12 protein-coding genes are annotated in these 21,745 nt (G+C 69.2%); 7 read left to right on the top strand and 5 right to left on the bottom strand.

Going from position 1 to position 21,745, the window contains the following annotated elements; all coding sequences use genetic code 11:
• Nucleotides 1-236: 236 nt before the first annotated feature.
• Complete coding sequence (locus LDO27_RS18095) at nt 237-1,373, bottom strand: ATP-binding protein (protein WP_224043200.1); 1,137 nt, start codon at nt 1,371-1,373, stop codon at nt 237-239.
• Nucleotides 1,374-1,461: 88 nt separating this feature from the next.
• Entirely contained in the window at nt 1,462-2,094 is a 633-nt protein-coding gene (locus tag LDO27_RS18090) for a type 1 glutamine amidotransferase domain-containing protein (RefSeq protein WP_224043199.1), read from the bottom strand.
• 414 nt (nt 2,095-2,508) lie between these two features.
• Between LDO27_RS18090 and LDO27_RS18085 the strand changes: the two genes are divergently transcribed.
• The 5 genes from LDO27_RS18085 (at nt 2,509) to pdeM (ending at nt 9,759) form a co-directional block, all read left to right on the top strand.
• On the top strand, nt 2,509-3,447 hold the full coding sequence (locus LDO27_RS18085; protein ID WP_224043197.1) for a BON domain-containing protein: 939 nt from the start codon (nt 2,509-2,511) through the stop codon (nt 3,445-3,447).
• A 123-nt stretch (nt 3,448-3,570) separates the two neighbouring features.
• Nucleotides 3,571-4,722, top strand: a complete 1,152-nt coding sequence (locus LDO27_RS18080; protein ID WP_224043195.1) for a ligase-associated DNA damage response exonuclease — start codon at nt 3,571-3,573, stop codon at nt 4,720-4,722.
• Nucleotides 4,719-6,395, top strand: coding sequence for an ATP-dependent DNA ligase (locus LDO27_RS18075; protein ID WP_224043193.1), 1,677 nt, complete (start codon nt 4,719-4,721; stop codon nt 6,393-6,395). Before LDO27_RS18080 ends, LDO27_RS18075 begins: the two co-directional genes overlap by 4 nt.
• Nucleotides 6,392-9,061, top strand: a complete 2,670-nt coding sequence (locus LDO27_RS18070; RefSeq protein WP_377747669.1) for a ligase-associated DNA damage response DEXH box helicase — start codon at nt 6,392-6,394, stop codon at nt 9,059-9,061. The genes LDO27_RS18075 and LDO27_RS18070 overlap by 4 nt, the downstream gene beginning before the upstream one ends.
• A gap of 17 nt (nt 9,062-9,078) precedes the next feature.
• Complete coding sequence (pdeM, locus tag LDO27_RS18065) at nt 9,079-9,759, top strand: ligase-associated DNA damage response endonuclease PdeM (RefSeq protein ID WP_224043191.1); 681 nt, start codon at nt 9,079-9,081, stop codon at nt 9,757-9,759.
• A 120-nt stretch (nt 9,760-9,879) separates the two neighbouring features.
• On the opposite strand, the gene LDO27_RS18060 is transcribed toward pdeM, so the two are convergent.
• Nucleotides 9,880-10,950 (bottom strand): GNAT family N-acetyltransferase, encoded by a 1,071-nt coding sequence (locus LDO27_RS18060; protein ID WP_224043190.1) that lies wholly within the window; start codon nt 10,948-10,950, stop codon nt 9,880-9,882.
• Between the two features lie 208 nt (nt 10,951-11,158).
• Between LDO27_RS18060 and LDO27_RS18055 the strand changes: the two genes are divergently transcribed.
• Together LDO27_RS18055 and LDO27_RS18050 are read left to right on the top strand one after the other, a co-directional pair.
• Nucleotides 11,159-12,340 (top strand): PepSY-associated TM helix domain-containing protein, encoded by a 1,182-nt coding sequence (locus LDO27_RS18055; RefSeq protein ID WP_224043188.1) that lies wholly within the window; start codon nt 11,159-11,161, stop codon nt 12,338-12,340.
• Entirely contained in the window at nt 12,337-12,597 is a 261-nt protein-coding gene (locus LDO27_RS18050; RefSeq protein WP_224043186.1) for a hypothetical protein, read from the top strand. The genes LDO27_RS18055 and LDO27_RS18050 overlap by 4 nt, the downstream gene beginning before the upstream one ends.
• On the opposite strand, the gene LDO27_RS18045 is transcribed toward LDO27_RS18050, so the two are convergent.
• Nucleotides 12,548-19,600 carry an amino acid adenylation domain-containing protein gene (locus LDO27_RS18045; RefSeq protein ID WP_224043184.1) on the bottom strand — a complete coding sequence of 2,351 codons (7,053 nt, stop codon included), beginning with the start codon at nt 19,598-19,600 and terminating at the stop codon, nt 12,548-12,550. The two genes, LDO27_RS18050 and LDO27_RS18045, sit on opposite strands and share 50 nt — an antisense overlap.
• A 21-nt stretch (nt 19,601-19,621) precedes the next feature.
• On the bottom strand, nt 19,622-21,745 hold a 2,124-nt coding region (locus LDO27_RS18040), incomplete at its 5' end, for a condensation domain-containing protein (RefSeq protein WP_224043182.1).

The raw sequence follows: 21,745 nt of genomic DNA, 5'->3' as shown, positions 1-21,745 counted from the left end.
TCGGGACCCTTATGCGAGCCGCGTGCCAACTATGACGTTGCACGGAACCGAGTGCCGGCGCGCCCTGGCGGGCGCTGCCGAGGCGCGCCTGCGCAATGTGGTGCCGAAATGACATGCGCCCCGACTGCTTCGTGTAAAAAGTACAGCCGACGCAAAAATGGCGCGCTGCGGCAAAGCCGCGCAAGCTTCACCCGAAACGTGTTGCCGACGTGGTAAGAACCACGTTGCGCGGGCCCCTAGCGCACCGGCGCGGCGACGGTGGCGGGACGGACCGGCCGCACCCGTGCCGGGCGCCGTGCCCCGGGGAGCCCCGCAGGCGATGAGGATGCGGGTTGTGCCTCGACGGCCGCATGGACCGGCAGCAGGCACTCGGCGCTGCGCCGGCATACCGCAACGCAGGGGGGCGCCTGGAGGCCCGGTTGTTGCGCGAGCATCCGGTATAGGACGGCCGCCACCACGGCGGGGTGATGCGACAGCAGCTCACGCGGCGGCTCCCAGGCCGCCAGGGAGCCGCCGCCGCCATGCAGCACGAGTACTGCGTCTTGCGGCCATGCGGCGTCGATGCCGTCCACGCGGGCGTCCACGGCTTTCCCGGACCCGCCTGCCACGGACTGGGGCCTGGGTGCGAAACGCGGCATGCCCCGGGCGGGGTCGGTCGCCAGGAGGACGCGCGCATCGAAGCGGCCGGCTCCTGCCAGTCGTACGCGCGACGCGTCGGCATCCACCATGGCAGCGGCCAGCGCCGTGTCGGTGCCATCGCGCAGTGCCGTCTTCGCGCGGGCGATCTGCAGGCTTTGCGCGGTAAAGCCTTGCGCCGCGGCCACGCGCCGCGCCGGCTCGGTGCCGCGTCCCACTGCCACGACGACGCTGGAGAGCGATCGGGTCGAATGGATATACAGGCTGGGGCCGCTCTTGGCCGCCATATCGTCGCAGGGCCAGACCGCGCCCACGGCGACCGCGGGCAGCGCGATCGGCAGCGGCCGGTCCGCGGGCGACAGGGTCATGCGCAGGACCGCGCCGCGTCCCGGCCGGCCGTGGCAGTCCCACGTCGTGCTCGCATTGCGCAAGCCGGCAACCCGCGCGCGCCGGGTGGTGGCTGCCTGTTGGGAGCCATCCGGCGCCGGGCTGCATCTTTCCAGCACGAGCAGTTCGACCTGAGGCGCCGCCGCGCCAACGACCTCCTCCTGCAGCGGCCGCAGCAGCAGTTCGCCGCCGTCGGTCATCCGCAGCAGATGCGTGGCGGCTTCCGAGACGGCCGCCGCCATGCGCTCCGCCGCGAATTCACCGAAGCCGCAGCGTACGGCCAGTTCCGCCGCCAGCGCATGGGCCGGTGCGATGTCGCTGGATTGGTCGATCGGGATGCGAAGCTGCATGTAAAAGGTGCCGGGTCGAATGGAATGCCGCCGGCGCGCCTTGCGGCGGCGTCGACAGGAAGGGCAGGGGAAGCCGCGCGCGTCGGGATCAGGCCTGGCGTGTCGATCCCGCCTCGCTGAACAGGCTCACCATCTCGCGATTGAAGGCGGGAATGTCGTCCGGCTTGCGGCTGCTGACCCAGTTGCCGTCGCGCACGACTTCCCGGTCCACCCACTCGCCACCCGCATTGCGGATATCGTCCTGGAGCGACGGCCAGCTGGTCATGGTGCGGCCGCTGACCAGGCCGGCCGATACCAGCAGCCACGGTCCATGGCAGATCACCGCGATGGGCTTGCCATCGTCCTGCATCTTCTTGACGAAGCGCTGGGCCTCCGGCTGCATGCGCAGCGCATCGGCGTTCATCGTGCCGCCGGGCAGCAGCACCGCGTCGAAGTCGCCCGGGTAGGCGTCGGACAATGTCGCCTGGACCGGAAAGCGGTCGGCCTTTTCATCGTGGTTGGCGCCCTGCACTTCGCCCGGCTGCGGCGCGACGATGACCGTTTCGGCGCCGGCCTGCTGCAGGGCGTCGCGCGGCCCGGTCAACTCCACCTGCTCGAACAGGTCGGTGACGAGGATCGCGACACGCTTGCCGGCGAGCGGTCCGCGGCCAGTATCGGCTTGCGTCGATGGCGTCGATGGTGTCCGGGTACCGGTCTGCGAAAAATCGGATTCGGTGGACATTGCTCTTTCCCTCTTGGATCGTGGTTAGGGGGCCGGCCTGCGTTGCCGGTGGCGGCGCTGGTCCGCGCCTCGCCATGGCGCAAGCGCGCGCCGGCAACGCCAGCGCGCCGGCGGCCGGCTTGTATCTTTGGCCCGGGCGTGTAAATCCGCCATCGACCTCGCGCGTCTGCGCCCGGTGTATCGGGCGAGGCGCGCGGCCTGACAGATGAACTGGCAAGAACCATGCCCCGGCGCCAGTACCCGCGCGACGCCGGGGCATTGCCCGGGCGGCTTGCGCACGGCCACCGCGCACCGTCACGCGCATCCTTGCGCCATCGCCGCTACCCGCGCGCTCGGTATGAAACTTGCGCCCCTACCTGGCTACAAGTGCGGCCTCCAGCCGCACACGTGTTGAAGTTCAACAGGAGCGCAGCGATGGGAAATTGGACAGACGACTATGGTCGCGAACGATCAGGCGCCCGCTATGGAGACGATCAGAGGACCGGGTCGCGCGCCTTCGAGGGTGGCGGCATGCGGGACGAGATGAACGAGCAGCGCCGCCAGCGTAGCCGCACCTACAGCACGGGCGGCGGCTTCGGCTCCGGCGACGATGGTGCACCGCGTTCGTCGCACGCCTGGTTCGCCGGCGACCCGGGACACGAAAGCTGGGAATGGGGCGACGAGCAGATCGCCCGCTACGAGGAGCGGTATCCGCAAGCGCACTACCGGCGCGGCCGCGAGGACAGCGACGACGAGCAATGGGCGCCTGGGCGCGACATCAGCGACCACGAGTCGCGCACCGGCGAAGGCTCGCCCGACCGCGAGGGCTATGTGCAAGGCTATTCGCGCGGGTACATGGACGGCTATCGCGCCGGCCAGCAGTCGACCGGCACCATGGCAAGCGCCGGCGCAACGCCGCATCCCGAAGGATCCGGCCACATGGGCGCGAGTGGCATGGGCAACATGCAGGGCATGCGCGCGCAGGGTGCGTATGGCAGCGGAGGCGGCCGCACGAGCATGAGTGGCATGAGCGGCATGGGCGGCATGGGCGGTAACAGGGGCGTGGGCACGTTGGGCCGTTCCACCGGCGCCGGCCACGTCAACGCGCCGATGCGCCGGGTGGGCCCGAAGGGCTATCAGCGCTCGGACGAAGCCATCCACGAGGACGTGTGCGTGCGGCTGGCGCGCGACAACGCACTGGATGTGAGCGAGGTCTCGGTGTCGGTCAGCGGCGGCAATGTCACGCTGTCCGGCACGGTGCCGGACCGGCAGGACAAGTACGCCATCGAGGAGATCGCGGACGAGGTCTACGGCGTCAACGAGGTCATCAACAATATCCGCGTGAACCGGCCGGGCATGGTGGCCGCCGGCTGAGGCCAGCGGTCCGCCTTTTCAGCCGGAGCCTGACAGCGCCGGCGCTGGCGCGTCCATAGAATCGGGTCTGCGAGGGTGGGAAGATTCCCGCCACGCAGGCCCGAATGTCTTTCCAGCGCTCAGATGGACCTTGTCGTCGCCCGCCCCGAAGGTCTGTATTGCCCGCCCGGCGATTTCTATATCGATCCGTGGCGCCCCGTTGGGCGCGCGGTCATCACGCATGCGCATTCGGACCATGCCAGTTTCGGCCACGGCCAGTATCTGTGCGCCGAGCCCGGCCGCGGCGTGCTGACGGCGCGCCTGCCCGGCATCGCGCTCGACACGCTGCGCTATGGCGAGACCATCGAGCACCAGGGCGTTCGCATCAGCCTGCATCCGGCGGGCCATGTCCTGGGCTCCGCGCAAGTGAGAATCGAACACGGCGGCCAGGTGTGGGTCGCCTCCGGTGACTACAAGCTGGAGGACGACGGCACCTGCGATCCGTTCGAGCCGGTGCGCTGCGACACCTTCATCACCGAGAGCACCTTTGGGCTTCCCATCTACCGCTGGCAATCGCAGCCGGAGCTGATGGGCGAAATCCTCGACTGGTGGCGCGCCAACGCGGCGGCCGGGCGGGCATCCGTGCTGTACTGCTATGCCTTCGGCAAGGCGCAACGCATCCTGCACGGCGTTCTCGCGCACGCGGGCGAGGCCGGCATGCCGGGCCCCATCGTTGCGCACGGGGCCATGACTTCGCTGAACGAGGCGTATCGCGCCGCCGGCGTGGTACTGCCGCCGGTGCAGCGCGCGGCCGACCTGCCGGCGCGCAGCCCGCTGCTGCGCCAGGCGCTGGTGGTGGCGCCGCCGTCGGCGCAGCGCTCCACCTGGCTGCGCCGCTTCGGCGATGCCGCGGAAGGCTTTGCCAGCGGCTGGATGCAGATTCGCGGCACACGGCGCCGCCGCGGGGTCGACAAGGGCTTCGCGGTGTCCGACCACGCGGACTGGCCGGGGCTGCTCTCGGCCATCGAGGCAACGGGCGCCGAGCGCGTGATCGTGACCCACGGCTCCGTGCCGGTCATGGTGCGCTTTCTGCAGGAACGCGGCTGGCAGGCGCAGGCGTTCGAGACCGAGTATGGCGACGAGGACGAGGCCGATGCACGCGCCGCGCAGGCAAGCGAGGGCGGGGAAGCCGAGGACGCCGGCGCCGCCGTGCCCGTGGCGGAAGCTGGCGACGGCAACGACGGCAACGACGGCAACGACAGCGCCCCGGACGCCACGCAAGGGCGGTCGCGATGAAGGCGTTCGCCGATCTCTACGCCGAACTGGACGGCACCACCTCCAACAAGGCCAAGCTGGCCGCGCTGACCGCCTACCTGCGCCGTGTGCCGCCCGAGGACGCGGCATGGGCGGTGTACTTTCTCGCGGGCGGCAAGCCGCGGCAGATCGTGCCGGTGGCGATGCTGCGCGAGCTGGCGCGCGCCGCGGCGGACCTGCCGGAATGGCTGTTCGAGGAAAGCTACCAGGCGGTGGGAGATCTGGCCGAAACCATCGCGCTGCTGCTGCCGCCCAGCGGCGAACGCGACCACGCGGGGCTGGCCGAATGGGTCGAACAGCGGCTGCTGCCGCTGCGCGGCCAGCCGCCCGAGACGATCGCGGCGCGGCTCGATGTCCTGTGGCGCCCGCTGGACGCGCGCGGAAGGTTGGTGCTGTTCAAGCTGATCACCGGCAGCTTTCGCGTCGGCGTGTCGCGCCTGCTGGTCACGCGCGCGCTCGGCGAGGTAGCCGGCATCGATGCCAAGCGCGTGGCCGAGCGCATGGTCGGCTACACCGATCTGTCGGCGCGGCCGGACGCCTCGCACTATCTGGCGCTGATCGCGCCCGACGACCCCGACGAGAATCGGGTACGCGAGGGCGGGCAGCCCTATCCGTTCTTTCTCGCGCACGCGTTGCAGGCGCCGCTGGAGCAGTTCGACACGGTGCTGGGCCGGGTGGAGGATTGGCAGGTCGAATGGAAGTGGGACGGCATCCGCGCGCAGCTGGTCAAGCGCGGCGGCCAGGTGTGGGTATGGTCGCGCGGCGAGGACCTGATGACCGACCGCTTCCCCGAGCTGCTGGAGGCGGCGCGCTCGTTACCGGACGGCACGGTGATCGACGGCGAGATCGTGGTCTGGCAGGAGCGGCGCGTCCAGCCGTTCGCCAGGTTGCAGCAGCGCATCGGCCGCAAGACGCTGGGGCCGAAGATCCTGCGCGATGCGCCGGTGATCCTGCTTGCCTATGACGTACTCGAATGGCAGGGCGCCGACTGGCGCGGCCGTCCGCAGCGAGAGCGCCGCGCCTGCCTGGAGCAAATCGTTGCCACGTACGTGCATCCGGCGCTCGAACTGAGCCCGCTGGTCGAGGCCGCGGACTGGCCCGCGTACGCGCGGCTGCGCGACGCCTCGCGCGACCTCGGCGTGGAGGGCTTCATGCTCAAGGCCGCCGATGCGGCCTATGGCGCCGGCCGTACCAAGGACGTCGGCGTCTGGTGGAAGTGGAAGGTCGATCCGTATTCGGTCGACGCGGTGCTGATCTATGCGCAGCGTGGGCACGGGCGCCGCGCCAGCCTGTACACCGATTTCACCTTCGCCGTCTGGAACGCGCCGCAGGGCGCCCCGGACCGCGCGCTGGTGCCGTTCGCCAAGGCCTATTCGGGGCTCACGGACGAGGAGATGCGCAAGGTCGACGCCATCGTGCGCCGGACCACTGTCGAGAAATTCGGCCCCGTGCGCAGCGTCGAGCCGACCCAGGTCTTCGAACTGGGCTTCGAGGGCATCGCCCGCAGCACGCGGCACAAGAGCGGCATCGCGGTGCGGTTTCCGCGCATGCTGCGCTGGCGCACCGACAAGCCCGTCGAGGAAGCCGATACGCTGGACGCGCTCGAAGCCATGTTGCCCGGCCCCGGTGCCGATCGCGCCGGAGAGTCGGGATGAAGACGCGCGGCGCTGCCGCTTCCGCGCCGCCCGAGCCGGCGGTGGCGCCCGCGCTGCGCCAATGGATGGGCCAGCGCGGCTGGGAGCCCTTCGCGTTCCAGCAGGCGGTGTGGGATGCCATCGGCGCGGGCCATAGCGGCCTGCTGCACGCGACCACCGGCACCGGCAAGACCTACGCCGCGTGGCTCGGCGCGCTGCTGCGGTTTGGCGAGCCCGGCGCGGAGGCGCCGCCGTTGACGGTGCTGTGGATCACCCCGATGCGTGCGCTGGCTGCCGACACGACGCGTGCTTTGCAGGCGCCGTTGGCAGACCTGGGCCTGGCATGGACGGTGGCGCTGCGCACCGGAGACACCGGCAGCACCGAACGCGCGGCGCAGGCGCGCCGGCTGCCCACGGCGCTGGTCACCACGCCGGAGAGCCTGTCGCTGCTGATGACGCGTGCCGATGCGCGGGCGGCACTCGGCCGCGTGCGCATGGTGGTGGTCGACGAATGGCACGAACTGATCGGCAACAAGCGGGGCGTGCAGCTTCAGCTGGCCCTGGCGCGGCTGCGCGCGTGGCAACCGGACCTGATGGTGTGGGGCCTGTCGGCGACGCTGGGCAACCTGCAGCACGCCAGCGATGTGCTGCTCGCGGGCATCGCGCCGCAGCGGCGCGAGCTGGTGCGCGGCAGCGTGCCCAAGGATCTGCGCATCGATACGCTGCTGCCCGATGCAGCGGGCCGCTTCCCGTGGGCGGGGCATCTCGGCCTGTCGATGCTGCCGCATGTCATTGCGGAACTGGAAAGCAGCTCGACCACGCTGGTCTTCCTCAATACGCGTTCGCAGGCGGAGCTGTGGTACCAGGCCCTGCTGGATGCGCGTCCCGACTGGGCCGGCGTCATCGCGCTGCATCACGGCTCGCTGGACCGCGCCGTGCGCGAGTGGGTGGAGCTTGGGCTGAAGAACGGCGAGCTCAAGGCGGTGGTCTGCACATCCAGCCTGGATCTGGGCGTGGACTTCCTGCCGGTGGAGCGCGTGCTGCAGATCGGCTCGCCCAAAGGCGTGGCGCGGCTGTTGCAGCGCGCCGGCCGCTCGGGGCACGCGCCGGGCCGCGCGTCGCGCGTCACCGTGGTGCCCACGCACAGCCTGGAGCTGGTGGAAGCCGTGGCGGCGCGCCATGCCGTGGCCGCGGGCCGAGTCGAAGGCCGCGAGTCGCCGGACAAGCCGCTGGACGTGCTGGTGCAGCATCTGGTCACCGTGGCGCTGGGCGGCGGCTTCCGGCCGGATGATCTGCTGGCCGAAGTGCGCTCGGCCTATGCGTACCGCGAACTGACGGACGAGGAATGGCAGTGGTGCCTGGACTTCGTGCGGCAGGGTGGCGAGACGCTGTCCGCCTATCCGGACTACCGCCGCGCGCAGCCGGACGAGGAAGGCGTATGGCGCGTGCCGGATGCGCGCCTTGCGCGGCGCCATCGCATGAGCGTGGGCACCATCGTCAGCGACGCCACGATGCAGGTTCGCTACTGGAGCCGCGCGGGCAGCGGCGGCGCCTCGCTGGGAACGGTCGAGGAAGGCTTTATCGCGCGGCTGTCGCCCGGTGACTGCTTCCTGTTCGGCGGCCGCCTGCTGGAACTGGTCCGGGTGCAGGAGATGACGGCCTTCGTGCGCCGCGCCACGGGCCGGCGCCCCGTGGTGCCGCGCTGGAACGGCGGCAAGATGCCGTTGTCAACGGAGCTGGCCGATGCGGTGGTCGACACACTGGAAGCCGCGGCCGCAGGGCGACTCGATCCCGCGCAGACTCCCGAGCTGCCGTTGATACAGCCGCTGGTCGACCTGCAGGCGCGCTGGTCCGCGCTGCCGACGCGCGCGACCCTGCTGGCCGAGACGCTGGCCTCGCGTGAAGGCTCGCACCTGTTTCTCTATCCGTTCGCCGGGCGGTCGGTGCATCTGGGGCTGGGCAGCCTGCTGGCGTGGCGGATGGGTCAGCATGTGCCGTCCACGATTTCGGTGGCGGTCAACGACTATGGCCTGGAGCTGCTGTCCACGGCGCCGCTGGACTGGGCGCGCTGGCTGCCGCAGGTGCTCGCCGAGGAGCGCCAGCGCGACCTGATCGCCGATGTTTTCGCGAGCCTCAATGCCGGCGAGCTGTCGCTGCGGCGCTTTCGCGAGATCGCGCGCGTGGCGGGCCTGATCTTCCAGGGTTATCCGGGCGCGTCGAAGAGCGCGCGGCAATTGCAGGCGTCGTCCAGTCTGTTCTACGAAGTGTTCCGCAAGCACGATCCGTCCAACCTGCTGCTGGGACAGGCGGAACGGGAGGTCCTGAGCCAGGAGCTGGACGCGGCGCGACTGGCCGATACGCTGGCGCGCCTGTCCACGCTGCGCCTGGACCTGCATCACCTCAAGCGGCCGTCGCCGCTGTCGTTTCCGCTGGTGGTGGAATTCCTGCGCGAGAAGCTGAGCACCGAGAAACTGGCGGACCGCATCGCCCGCATGCTCGCGGAACTGGAACAGGCCGCCGGGCCGCCGGAAGGCGGATCGGACGAGGCCGCGCCGGATGCCGAAAATGTCGCCGAAACCGCGCGCTTCGGCATGGCTGACCACGCCGGCGCCTCGCCCCGTTCGCCGTCGCGGCGGGCGCGGCCCGGCCGGGTGCGCAAGGTCTCGAAACCCTTGCCGCTGCTGTGAACGGCCGGGAGCCGATCATGGACGCCCATCCGCCGCCATCGCATGTCGTCGTGTCGGCCGCCGGCGAAACGCTGTGGCTGCTGCCGGAGCGCGCCGTCTGGTGGCCGGCCGCCTCGATGCTGCTGGTGGCCGACGTGCATTTCGGCAAGGCCGCCGCGTTCCGCGCGCTGGGGCAGCCGGTGCCGTCGGGCACCACCACCGACAACCTCGCCCGGCTGGCCTCGCTGGCCGCGCGCTATCCGGCGAGCGATCTGGTGTTTCTCGGCGACTTCCTGCATGCGCGCGCGAGCCGCACGCCGTCCGTGCTGGCCGCGTTGGGAGAATGGCGCGCCAGCCTGCCGGTGGGCATGCGCTGCACGCTGGTGCGCGGCAACCACGACGCGCGGGCGGGCGATCCGCCGCCGTCGCTTGGCATCGAGGTCGTCGCGGAACCGCTGCGCGCGGGGCCGTTCGCGCTGCGGCACATGCCGGGGGCCTCGCCGGTGGGCTACGTGCTGGCCGGGCACCTGCATCCGGCGTATACGCTGCGGCGCGGGTCCGACTCGCTGCGCCTGCCTTGCTTCGTGTTCGGCGAGCATGGCGCGATCCTGCCCGCGTTCGGGGCGTTCACCGGACATGCACCGGTGGCGTCCTCGGTGGGCGAGCACGTCTATGTGATCGGCGGAGGAAGGGTCTGGAGGGTGCCGGCGCGGCGGTAGCCGGGGGGGTGCGGAGGCGGGGCGGATGGCGGGCGGTCGTCGTCGCCCCCGGGCGCTTTCGCGCCGGCGGGAGAGCCGGCCGCCCGACGGTGATGCGACCGCTGGCCATCGCAGCCGGCTTCAGCCCTCTCGCCTCGGCAGATACAACCCCTCGCCGAAGAACCGTTCGCGCAGCAGCATCACCAGCATGGCGCGCTTGTGCGGGAAGTCGAATTCCTTGACCTTGGAGAATCCCGCCCTGTCGAGATTGGCGATCTGGCGGTGATGGTCGGCCCGCGGCTCGCCGACGATGCGCTGCGTGCGCGGATCGTCCAGAAACTGGAAGTGCTGGATGGCCGGGAACCATGCGGTGAGGAACGCCTTGCCGCGGAAGGCCGGCTCGCCGATCAGCACATGCCAGCCGCGGTCGTGATCGTGCGCGTCGTAGAACGGTGCGATGCGGTTCTCTTTCGCCCAGTACACCTCGAAGTAGCCGAACGGCTCGCCGTCGAAGCTCGCCACCAGCGGCAGCATGTGCGGGTCGTCGATCAGCCCTTGCAGATAGCGGCGATGCTTTTCCTCGTCACCTTCCTCCTGCCAGAAGAACGCCACGTCGGGGTCGTTCATCCAGCGATGCAGGCTCGGCAGGTCCTGCCGGATGGTTGCCGCGTGCAGCGTCATGGTGCGCTGCAGCCAGGGGATATAGCGCGCGTAGACGAGGCCCTCCGGCTTGGGCGGGCGCATTGGATGGCGTTTCTCGCCGGTCATCGCGTATCGCAGCGGATAAGCCGGGCCGGCATGGCGCAGCCACAGTGGCGCGTATTGCCACAGCAGGTCCGCGTGGCAGCGGCCGCCGCGGCCCGCGTGCGTGGCTTCGCTGTCCAGCAACAGGCCGCGCTGGCGCAGCACCGCCTCGCCATCCGCATCTTCGAGCGAGACATCGAGGCTGCCTGACCCCCACATGGTCGTCAGGGCTTCGAGCGCGGCGGTCGTGGCGTCGGCGAGCGCGGCGCCGCGAACGGTCGTGCTTGCCAGCCGCAGCGCCGGGGTATCGGCGGGTTCCGCCTCAAACGCGGCCACCTCGGCATCGCCGCCGCGCACGGACAGCCGTCCCGCCTCCCATGCCGATACGAGGCGGCCTTCGCCGCGCACCTCGAACGAGCGGAAGCCGCTGAACGTAGCGGCCGGGCCGCCGATGGTTATTGTGGACATGGTCTCTCCGTGGCTGGCTGGTTGGGTCAAGGCCGACCCCCAGGCCGGACCGATGCAGGAAAGACGCGGCACGCGCGCCGAAATTTACCTCTTGCCAGCCCGCCGGCGGCCGGCGCGACAAGGCTAGGCGCGCGGGGCGCTCATCTATAGAATTACGAATCATTCTCAACACGACGGACCGCCACGGCTTCCCGGGACGCCCGCAGACATGCATATCCGCACCTTCCGCATCTGGTATCTGGTCCATAAATGGACCAGCCTGATCTGCACCGTGTTTTTGCTGCTGCTGTGCCTCACTGGCTTGCCGCTGGTCTTCGGGCACGAGATCGACCACTGGTTCGGCAATGGCGTGGAAGCCCCGGAGATGCCGGCCGACACGGCGCACGTGCCGGTGGACGGCATCGTGGCCGATGCCCTGGCGCGGCGCCCGGGCACCGCGGTGCGCTTCGTGACCGCCGACGACGAGGAGCCCGTGTGGTTCGTGTCGCTGTCCTCGCGCGAGTCGCCCCGGCAGGGCGGCGCCCTGCTGACCTATGACGCCCGCACGGGAGACCTGCTGCGCGATACGCCGCTGCGGTCCGGCTTCATGCTGATCATGGTCAAGCTGCATACCGACCTGTTCGCCGGGCTGGCCGGCTCGCTGTTTCTCGGGTTCATGGGTCTGCTGTTCGTGATCTCGGTGGTGTCGGGCATCGTGGTCTACGGTCCGCTGATGAAGAAGTTGCCGTTCGGAACCGTGCGGCGCGACCGCTCCACCCGGCTCAAATGGCTGGACCTGCATAACGTGCTGGGCATGGCGACCCTGTCCTGGGCTGCCGTCGTCGGCATTACTGGCGTGCTGCTCACGCTGGCAAAGCCAACCTACAGCGTCTGGCAGAACACCGAGCTGAAGGCAATGGTCGCGCCCTTCGCCGGCCAGGGCGAGCCTCGCCGGCTCACCTCGCTGGACGGCGCGCTGCGCGTGGCGCAGGCGGAGGAGCCCGACATGACGACGGCCTTCGTCGCCTATCCCGGCACGCCGCTGGCCGGCCCTCGCCATTACGCGGTCTTCATGCGCGGCGACGCCCATATCACCTCGCGGCTCATCAAGCCCGTGCTCGTCGACGCCGAGACCGGCCAGTTCGCCACCAAGCGCGAGATGCCCTGGTACGTCGCCGCGCTGCGCATCTCCGGCCCGCTGCATTTCGGGGACTACGGCGCGATGCCGCTGAAGGTGCTGTGGGCGGTGCTCGACATCATCACGATCGTGCTGCTCGGCAGCGGCATCTACCTGTGGTTCGGCCGCACGCGGACCGCCAACGCGCGCCTGCGCAAGCTGGAAGCCGAAGCGCAGGACGGCGCCGAAGGCCGTACCGCACCGACGGTTGCCTCCACCGGAGTCTCACGATGAAAACGCCCGGCACCCTTATGTGGATCTACGGCATGCCGCTGCTGCTGGCGGTGGCCGGCTGTGTTGGGCTTGCCGCCGCGCTGTTCGCCGATGGGCTGTGGGACTGGATCTCGTGGCTCGCCCTGGGCGGCATGACTGCCATCGGCCTCTGGTACGCGATGCTGCCGGTGCGCACGGGCAGGGCCGCCTCAGCGGCCCCGCGCGAGCCTAGCCCAGCGCCGGCGTCGCGCTCAGCAGACCCCGCACCGCGTCGATGAACGCTTCCGCCCGTACGATGCCCAGGTGGCTCGCCGCGAGCCGGGCGTCGTAGGCCGGTTCGCGCTCCAGCATCCGGTGCAGCCGCGCAGTGTCGGCGGCATCGCGATCCGCCGTCCACCAGCACGCGGGAGCCGCCTGCACCGGCTGCAGCACGAAGTCGCCACCGAGCGAGCGCAGGCGTTGCGCGGTGGCGAACATGCGCGAAAGCTCGTCCGGCCCACCGGCTTGCTTTTCCGAACCCGCCAGGGCAAATGCGCGGCGAATCAGGCGTTCGACGAGCGCGCTGCCCTGCAAGTCCGCCTGCGCCAGTTCCATCTCCCGCGCAAAGCCGGCCGCATCCAGCCCGGGCAGGGCCTGCAACAGATACTCGCGCAGCTCTTCGATCGAGCCACGCTGCCGGACCGTGGTGCCGGCAGGCTTCGGCACGAAGGTATCGACCAGTCCGAGAAAGGCGACCGTCTCGCCCGCATCCTCGAGTATCGCCGCCATGCGCGCCGCCAGCGCGCCGCCGAGCGACCAGCCCAGCAGCCGGTACGGCCCCCCGGGCTGCACCGCGCGCACCGCCTTCACATGCAGGTGCGCCAACGCTTCCAGCGAGGCGAAGGCGTCGGGCGCAGGGCAAGGCAGTCCGTAGACCGTGCAGCTGCCGTCCAGCGCCCGCGCCAGCGGCGTGTAGTCGAACACGTTGCCGAACGAGGCATGCACGCAGAACAGCGCGGGCAGTGTGTCGGAACGTCGGTTCAGCGGCAGGGCCTCGTGCCGCGCGCCGATGCGGCCTTCCATCGCCGCCGCCAAGCCTGCGACGGTCGGATACTGCATCAGGTGGCGCAGTTCGAGTGCGAGGCCGCCAGCGGACGCCGCCCGGACCCGCGAGAGGACCTGGAGGCAGAGCAGCGAATGACCGCCGAGGTCGAAGAAGTTGTCGGTGATGCCGACCTTCTCGACACCGAGCACGTCCTGCCAGACCTGCGCGAGCAGGGCTTCGGTGTCGTTGCGCGGGGCCACGTAGCCTTGCGTCTCCCATACGGGCTCGGGCAGTGCGCGGCGGTCGAGCTTGCCGTTAGGCGTGACCGGCAGGCGGTCCATCGGCACGATTTGCGCCGGGACCATGTGGTCGGGGAGTTGGGCTTTCAGCGCGGCCTTGAGCGTGGCGGGGTCGGTGTTCGTCAGCACGCAGTACGCGACCAGCTTCTCATCGCGGACTAGCACGGCGGCGTCGACCACCCCGGCTTGTGTGCGCAGCATGTGCGCAATCTCGCCGGGCTCCACGCGATAGCCACGGATCTTGACCTGCTCGTCGGCACGGCCGAGATAGTGGATACGGCCTTGCCGGTCTTCCTTCACGCGGTCGCCGGTGCGGTACATGCGCGCGCCTGCCACGAAGGGATCGGGAAGGAAGCGGTCGGCTGTGAGTCCCGGCCTGTTCAGATAGCCGCGTGCCACCTGCGGGCCTCCGATGTACAACTCGCCCGCGACGCCAGCGGGCACCGGGTTTAGATCGGCGTCCAACACGTAGACATGCGAGCCGGGAAGCGGCTTGCCGGTCGGCACTGGGCCGTCTTCGAGTTCGTAGGCGTGATGCGTCAGCACGCCGACCGTGGTTTCGGTGGGGCCATAGTGGTTGAACAGCTGGCAACCCGGCCTCAGCGTACGAATCGTCTGCGCCAGATCGGCGGAGGTTGCCTCACCGCCAAGAATCAATGCTGTCTGCGGCAGCACATCCGCTGGCTTACCGGCCTGGAGCAGGGCGCGCAGATGGCTGGGCACGATCTTGAGGACGCCCACGCGATGACGCGCCATGTAGGCGGCGAAGCGGTCAGGATCGAACGCGTGATCGTGCGGCAGCAGGTGGAGCGGCCGACCGCTGTACAGAGCGCCGAACAAGACGGTGTGCCCCAGGTCGGCGGCCGTGGTGGAGACCATGGCCATCGAGGCGTCGGCAGGCAGGTTCAGTCGTTGAAGCACGCCGCTGACATAGTACGCAAGTGCGCCGTGGCTGACGACGACACCCTTGGGCGTGCCGGTCGAGCCGGAGGTGTAGATCAGATAGGCGGCTTGATCGGGCACCACATCCATCGACGGTGCCGCCTCAACAGGCGTCAACCGGTCCGGATCGATCGAATCGACCCCTTCCAGCGCCCCGACGACAACCGTGGCCCCCGCATCCTCCAGCAATTGCCGCAGCCGTTCCACCGGCTGACCCGGATCGAGCGGCACGCAGGTCGCACCGACCTTCAATATGCCAAGCCAGCCGATGGCAAAGGCGAACGAGCGCTCCACGCACAGCCCCACCGTGGACTCCACGCCAACGCCTCGCACCGCCAGTGCCTGTGCCACGGCATTTGCAAGCCGGTCCACCTGCAACCGCGTCAGCGTGGCGTCTCCCACCTGCAGGGCGATGGCGGATGGCTCATCAGCGAGATTGCGCTTCCATGCCGTGAGCACATCGACGGCGCCGGCCGCCGCCTCGCCGAACATCCCGCGACGCTGTCCAGACCCGTGCAACGCCAGCAATCCCACCGGCGTATCGGGTCCGGTCGGCTCGCAGACGGATTCCAGAATGCCGAGGTAGTCGCGCAGCATGCCTTCGATCCGGCTGTGATCGAACAGGTCGGCCGCATAGCCGAGCACCCCGACGATAGTGCCGTCGTCTTCGTCTTCCTGCGTGTCGAGCGACAGATCCATCTTGGTACTGCGCACGGTGCGCTCGACCGGCGCCAGTTCGAGCCCCGGCAACCGTCGCGCGACGCCGCGGTCGCGGCGCTGATGGTTGACCATCACCTGAAACAGCGGGTTGTGCGACAGACTGCGCTCGGGCTGCAGGGCTTCCACCAGTCGCTCGAAGGGCAGGTCCTGGTTCGCCTGAGCATGCAGGACGGTCTCGCGGACTCGCCCGAGCAACGCGGCAAAGGACTCGCTACCGGTGATCTCGGTGCGCAATACCTGCGTGTTGATGAACAGGCCGACGACACCTTCGGTCTCGACGCGTCCACGGTTGGCCACGGGCACCCCCACCCGCAGGTCGCGCTGCCCCGTATGGCGGTAGAGCAGGGCCTGGAACGCGGCCAACAGCACCGTAAAGACCGTCGCGTCGGCCCGCCGGGCGAGTGCCCGCAGCCTGGCGGCGAGCGGGCCATCGAGCGAGAACGGAACGGCACCGCCACGGTGCGATGGCAGCGCGGGACGGGGCCTGTCCACCGGCAGTTCGAGCACCACGGGATCGGTGCCGAGCTGCGCCTTCCAGTACTGCAACTGGCGCTCCAGCTCGCCGCCCTCCAGCCAGCGCTTCTGCCACGCCGCATAGTCGGCGTACTGGATGGGCAGTTCGGGCAGCTGCACCGCGCGACCTTGCGCGAATCCCGCATACAGCCGCGCGAACTCATCGACGACAAGGTTCATCGACCAGCCGTCCGAGACGATATGGTGGATGGTGACGAGCAGGATATGGTCGTCGACAGCGAGCCGCAGCAGGCGGACGCGCACCAGCGGCCCGGTCTCGAGATCGAACGGCGCCTGCGCCTCCTCGTCGACGAGGGCCTGCACCGTTGCGTCGCGGCTCGCGGCATCGACGCTGGCAAGATCCGTCACGGCGATGTTCAGCGGCGCAGCGGCGTGGATGCGCTGCAGGGCGCCGCCGCCCGCGGGATGAAACGTCGTGCGCAGGCTCTCATGGCGAGCCACCAGCGTGTCGAAGGTCTGCTGCAATGCCTTGCCGTTGAGGGAGCCGGTCAGCCGTACGGCACGCGGAATGTTGTAGCTCGCGCTATGCGGGTTCAATTGCCACAGGAACCACAGCCGTTCCTGCGCCCAGGACAGGGGCAGTGGCGCGGAGCGGTCGGCGCGCGGCGGCGGGGCGGCACGGTCCGTACGCGCTTCCGTTCCCAGTACATCGCCGCTCGACTTGGCGGCGAGGGTTTGCGCCAGTTCGCCTAATACCGGTTGTGCGAACAGCTCCTTCGGCACCAGCTTGCAGCCGGCCTTCTTGAGCCGGGCGATCACCTTGAGCGTGAGAATCGAATCGCCGCCCAGCTCGAAGAAGTTGTCGGTGATGCCGACCTTCTCGACGCCGAGCACGTCTTGCCAGACCTGCGCGAGCAGCGTCTCGGTGTCGTTGCGCGGGGCGACGTAGCCCTGTGTCTCCCATACAGGCTCGGGAAGTGCGCGCCGGTCGAGCTTGCCGTTGGCCGTGACCGGGAGGCGATCCATCGGCACGATCTGCGCCGGGACCATGTGGTCGGGGAGTTGGGCTTTCAGCGCGGCCTTCAGCGTGGCGGGGTCGGTGTCCGTCAGCACGCAGTACGCGACCAGCTTCTCATCGCGGACTAGCACGGCGGCATCGACCACCCCGGCTTGTATGCGCAGCATGTGCGCGATCTCGTTGGGCTCCACGCGGTAGCCACGAATCTTGACCTGCTCGTCGGCACGGCCGAGATAGTGGATGCGGCCTTGGCGGTCTTCCTTGACCCGGTCACCGGTGCGGTACATGCGCGCGGCCGCCACGAAGGGATCGGGCAGGAAGCGGTCGGCTGTGAGTCCCGGCCTGTTCAGATAGCCGCGTGCCACCTGCGGGCCACCGATGTACAACTCGCCCGCGACGCCAGCGGGAACGGGATTCAGATCGGCGTCCAGCACGTAGACGTGCGAGCCGGGAAGCGGCTTGCCGGTGGGCACTGGGCCGTCTTCGAGTTCTACCGCGTGATGCGTCAGCACGCCGACCGTGGTCTCGGTGGGGCCATAGTGGTTGAACAGCTGGCACTCCGGCCGCAGGTCGCGAATCGTCTGCGCCAGATCGGCGGAGGTCGCCTCACCGCCAAGAATCAATGCCGCACGCGGCAGCACATCCGCTGGCTGGCGTGCCTGAAGCAAGGCACGCAGATGGCTGGGCACGATCTTGAGGACGCCGACGCCATGACGCGCCATGTAGGCGGCGAAGCGGTCGGGATCGAACGCGTGATCGTGCGGCAGCAGGTGGAGCGTCCGACCGCTGTACAGAGCGCCGAACAAGACGGTGTGCCCGAGGTCGGCGGCCGTGGTGGACACCATGGCCATCGAGGCGTCGGCAGGCAGGTTCAGTCGTTGGAGCACGCCGCTGACATAGTGTGCAAGTGCGCCGTGGCTGACGACGACACCCTTCGGTGTGCCGGTCGAGCCGGAGGTGTAGATCAGATAGGCGGCTTGTTCGGGCACCACATCCATCGACGGCGCCGCCTCCACGGGCGTCAACCGGTCCGGATCGATCGAATCGACCCCTTCCAGCGCCCCGACGACAACCGTCGCCCCCGCATCCTCCAGCAATTGCCGCAGCCGTTCCACCGGCTGACCCGGATCGAGCGGCACGCAGGCCGCTCCGGCCTTCAGGATGCCGAGCCAACCGATGGCAAAGGCGAACGAGCGCTCCACGCACAGCCCGACCGTGGACTCCAGGCCAACGCCTCGCGCCACCAGCGCCTGCGCCACGGCATTCCCCAGCCGGTCCACCTGCAACCGCGTCAGCGTGGCGTCTCCCACCTGCAGGGCGATGGCCGACGGCCCCGCGTCCAGATGGCGTTTCCACATCGCCAGAACATCGGGCACCGATCCCGCGGGCTCGCCGGCAATACGCCCTTCGCCATCCAGCGTTTGCAGTCCCAGCCGGCCAAGGCGTTGATCCGGGTCTTCCACCATCCGGGTCACGCCATGCTCCAGTTGCCCGAGCAGCGTCGCGATCGCACCGTCGTCGAAGCGATCGCGTCGATAGGCGAGCGTCAGATGCAGGCATTGATCCATTACCGCGATCAGGCTCAACGGGTAGTTGTTGCGTCCGCTGGTGGATCGGGCATCGCTTGCGGCATCGGTTGGTGCCTCTTCCGCGATGCGCGGCAGCAGGCGGATATCGAGGCCCTCCTGCCGCTGCCTGAGCGCGGCGTCCACCGGGTAGTTTTCGAATACCAGGATGCTCTCGAACAGGCCGCCGCCTTCGCCCGCTCGTACCAGGCGTTGAATCTCCGGCAGGGGCATGTGCTCGTGCTGCTGGTTCTCGACCGCACGCTGCTGTATCGCCTGCCAGGCCTCGCGCACCGTCATCTGGGCGTGCAGGCAAACGCGAAGCGGCAGCGTGTTGATGAACAGCCCGACCATGCCTTCCATGCCGGGAAACTCGCCCGAGCGCCCGGACACGGTGGTGCCGAACACCACGTCCTCGCTGCCCGCGTGACGGGCGAGCATCCACGCCCACAGCGCCTGCACTACCGTGTTTACGGTCACCCCGCTGTGCCTGGCCTGTTCTCGCAAGGACTGGCTGACGGCCGGAGAGAACGACAGCCGTTGCTCGGCATGTCCCGTTCGACCCTGTGGCGCGGCGTCCATCGGCAGCGGGGTCAATCCGTCGACACCATCGAGCACGTGCCGCCAGTACCGACGTGAGGCCGCGTGGTCCCGCTGGCCGAGCCACTGCAGATAGGCGCTGAAGGGCTGCGGCGCGGGCAAGCGGCGCGGTTCGCCGCGTTCCAGGGACAGGTATCCCTGCAGCACGTCGCTAAGGACCAGCCCGACGCTCCACCCGTCCATCGCAACATGATGGAAGCTCCATGCGAGCCACCATTGCACGGGCCCGACGCGGATCAGGCGAAGGCGCTGGTCGGCGGCGCGGCGCAGCGGAAAGCCCGCCTTGCGCTGCTCGTCGAGCCATTGCTCCAGCGCTTCGCGCTGTTCGCAGGCGGGACGCTCGCACCAGTCCAGACGCTCGAACCGCACGGGGCGATGCTTGTAGATGACCTGTAGCGGCACATCGCTCTCGCCCCAGATGTAGTCGGTACGCAGCGCCTGGTGGCGGTCCACCGCTGCCTGCCATGCGCGCTCGAATGTGTCGACCGACAGATCGCCGCGGATCTCGAAGACCCGCTGATAGTGGTAAGGATCATGCTCGCCGCGCTCCACCGCGTGAAAGAGCACGCCCTGCTGCAGCGCCGTCAGCGCCGCGATGCTTTCGATGTCCTGCTTGCGTCGTTCCGTGACAGTACTCATGGTTTCCATTTGGGAGGCGGTCTACAACACGGTGTCGAGCAGGGCGTCCAGCGCATTCTGGTCGATGCTGACATTCACCAGATCCGATGGGGTGAGGCTCTGGTTGCTGTCGTCGAGGCAATGCTCGATGACGGCTTCCAGCCGGCGTTGCAGCGCTTGCGCCAGCCGCGCCATGGTGGCGGGGCGGAACTGCCGCGCGCTGTAGCCGATATTGAGGACGAGCTCGCCGTCGAAGACCTGGCCGTTGATCGTGATCCAGTTGCCCAGCGGTGCCGCGGCATCGCGGCTGGCGCCTCCCGGTTCGCTGGCGAGCGCAAACAGCGGATCGTCGCCGCTGCCCTGGTCGAACTGGCCGAGATAGTTGAAGGTGATGCGCGCCGCCGGCATGGCCGCCAGTGCGGCGCGCACCGGTTCCGCGCCGAATTGCTTGAGAACGCCGAAGCCGATGCCATTGCCGGGCACCGCCCGCAGGGCTTCCTTGACCTGCCTGATGGCATGGCCGGTGTCATGCGAGACGGGCAGGACGACCGGATACACCGAGGTGAACCAACCGACCGTTCGGGACAGATCGAGGGACTCGAACAGCGACTCGCGGCCATGGCCCTCGAGCATCACGGCAACGTGCGGCTGACCCATCCATTCGCCGGCTGCCTGCGCCACCGCGGTCAACAGGAGATCGTTGATGCGGGTGCGATAGGTGGCATGTGCCTGCTGCAGCAGTTGCGTAGTCTGCCTCGGGTCCAGCCGGACGGTGGCTTGTGCGGCGTCACGCGCAAGCGGCTGGACGTCATCGTCCGGAATGGGCGAGCCGGATTGGGGCAGGGAGAGCCAGTAGCTCGCCTCGCCTTGCATCGCGTCCCGATTGGCATAGGCAGAGAGTTCTCTCGCCCATGCCTGATAGGAAGTCGTGCGAGCTGGCAGCACGACGGCCTGGCCTTGTGCCGCCATTTGATACGCGGCCTGCAGGTCTTCAAGGAGGATGCGCCAGGAGACGCCGTCGACCACGAGGTGGTGGATGGCAAGGAACAGGCGCTCGGTGCCATCGGCCAGCCGCAGGTGCAGCGCGCGCAGAAGCGGCCCGCTGTCCAGGCGCAGGCTCTGCTGGGCGCGGGAGCACGCGTCGGTCAGCTCGACCGTGTTGGCGACAGATTGCTGCCACAGCAGATCGGCCGGGACGGTGTCGGCATAGTGCTGCTTCCACTGGCCGTTCGACTGGGTGAAGGACAGGCGCAGCGCGTCGTGATGGGCCACGATGGCTTGCAAGGCGCGGTCCAGCGCAGCGGTATCGAGGGGTCCCACGGGCCGCAGCAACACCGACTGATTCCAGTGATGGCGATTCGGGATGGGAGAGTCGAAAAATTCCTGCTGCACCGGCAGCAACGGCACCTCGCCGGTGGGGCGTTCCTGCGCTTGTCCCGCCTGCACCGCCGTCGCGACCTGGGCCAGCGCCTGCACGGTCTGATGCAGGAACAGATCCTTGGGCGTGAAGCGCAATCCGGCGCGCCGCGCGCGGCTGACCGCCTGGATAGACAGGATCGAATCGCCGCCGAGTTCGAAGAAGTTGTCGGTGACGCCGACTTTCTCAACGCCGAGCACGTCCTGCCAGACCTGCGCGAGCAGGGTCTCGGTGTCGTTGCGCGGCGCGACGTAGCCCTGCGTCTCCCATACGGGCTCGGGCAACGCTCGGCGATCCAGCTTGCCATTGCCGGTGACCGGCAGGCGTGCCAGCGTGATGCACTGCGCCGGCACCATGTAGGGCGGCAGGCAGTCTTCCAGATGGCGACGAAGCGCCGCGGCCGGATCGTCTTGCGGATCGGTGGGCACCACGTAGGCCACCAGTTGCTTGCCACCCGGCCCGTCATGCGGCACGACGACCGCCTCGCGCACCGCCGGGTGCGCCCGCAGGCGGGCCTCGATCTCGCCCGGCTCGATGCGATAGCCACGGATCTTGACCTGATGATCCAGACGGCCGACGTACTCGATATTGCCGTCGGCGGCGCGGCGCACCAGATCGCCGGTGCGGTACATGCGGGTACCCGTGGCGAAGGGGTCGGGCAGGAAGCGCTCTGCGGTGAGTCCCGGTTTGCAGACATAGCCGCGCGCCAGCCCAAAGCCGCCGATATAGAGCTCACCGGTGACGCCGAC

This window comes from Cupriavidus respiraculi (assembly GCF_914271545.1).
Lineage (GTDB): Bacteria > Pseudomonadota > Gammaproteobacteria > Burkholderiales > Burkholderiaceae > Cupriavidus > Cupriavidus respiraculi.
The sequence above is the reverse complement of the archived record's forward strand: the minus strand, read 5'-3'. Positions and strand labels throughout refer to the sequence as shown.

Bases quoted from the DNA above. Each gene is read 5' to 3' on its own strand.
- LDO27_RS18095 (WP_224043200.1), bottom strand. From the start codon at position 1,373: ATGCAGCTTCGCATCCCGATCGACCAATCCAGCGACATCGCACCGGCC.
- LDO27_RS18090 (WP_224043199.1), bottom strand. From the start codon at position 2,094: ATGTCCACCGAATCCGATTTTTCGCAGACCGGTACCCGGACACCATCG.
- LDO27_RS18085 (WP_224043197.1), top strand. From the start codon at position 2,509: ATGGGAAATTGGACAGACGACTATGGTCGCGAACGATCAGGCGCCCGC.
- LDO27_RS18080 (WP_224043195.1), top strand. From the start codon at position 3,571: ATGGACCTTGTCGTCGCCCGCCCCGAAGGTCTGTATTGCCCGCCCGGC.
- LDO27_RS18075 (WP_224043193.1), top strand. From the start codon at position 4,719: ATGAAGGCGTTCGCCGATCTCTACGCCGAACTGGACGGCACCACCTCC.
- LDO27_RS18070 (WP_377747669.1), top strand. From the start codon at position 6,392: ATGAAGACGCGCGGCGCTGCCGCTTCCGCGCCGCCCGAGCCGGCGGTG.
- pdeM (WP_224043191.1), top strand. From the start codon at position 9,079: ATGGACGCCCATCCGCCGCCATCGCATGTCGTCGTGTCGGCCGCCGGC.
- LDO27_RS18060 (WP_224043190.1), bottom strand. From the start codon at position 10,950: ATGTCCACAATAACCATCGGCGGCCCGGCCGCTACGTTCAGCGGCTTC.
- LDO27_RS18055 (WP_224043188.1), top strand. From the start codon at position 11,159: ATGCATATCCGCACCTTCCGCATCTGGTATCTGGTCCATAAATGGACC.
- LDO27_RS18050 (WP_224043186.1), top strand. From the start codon at position 12,337: ATGAAAACGCCCGGCACCCTTATGTGGATCTACGGCATGCCGCTGCTG.
- LDO27_RS18045 (WP_224043184.1), bottom strand. From the start codon at position 19,600: ATGAGTACTGTCACGGAACGACGCAAGCAGGACATCGAAAGCATCGCG.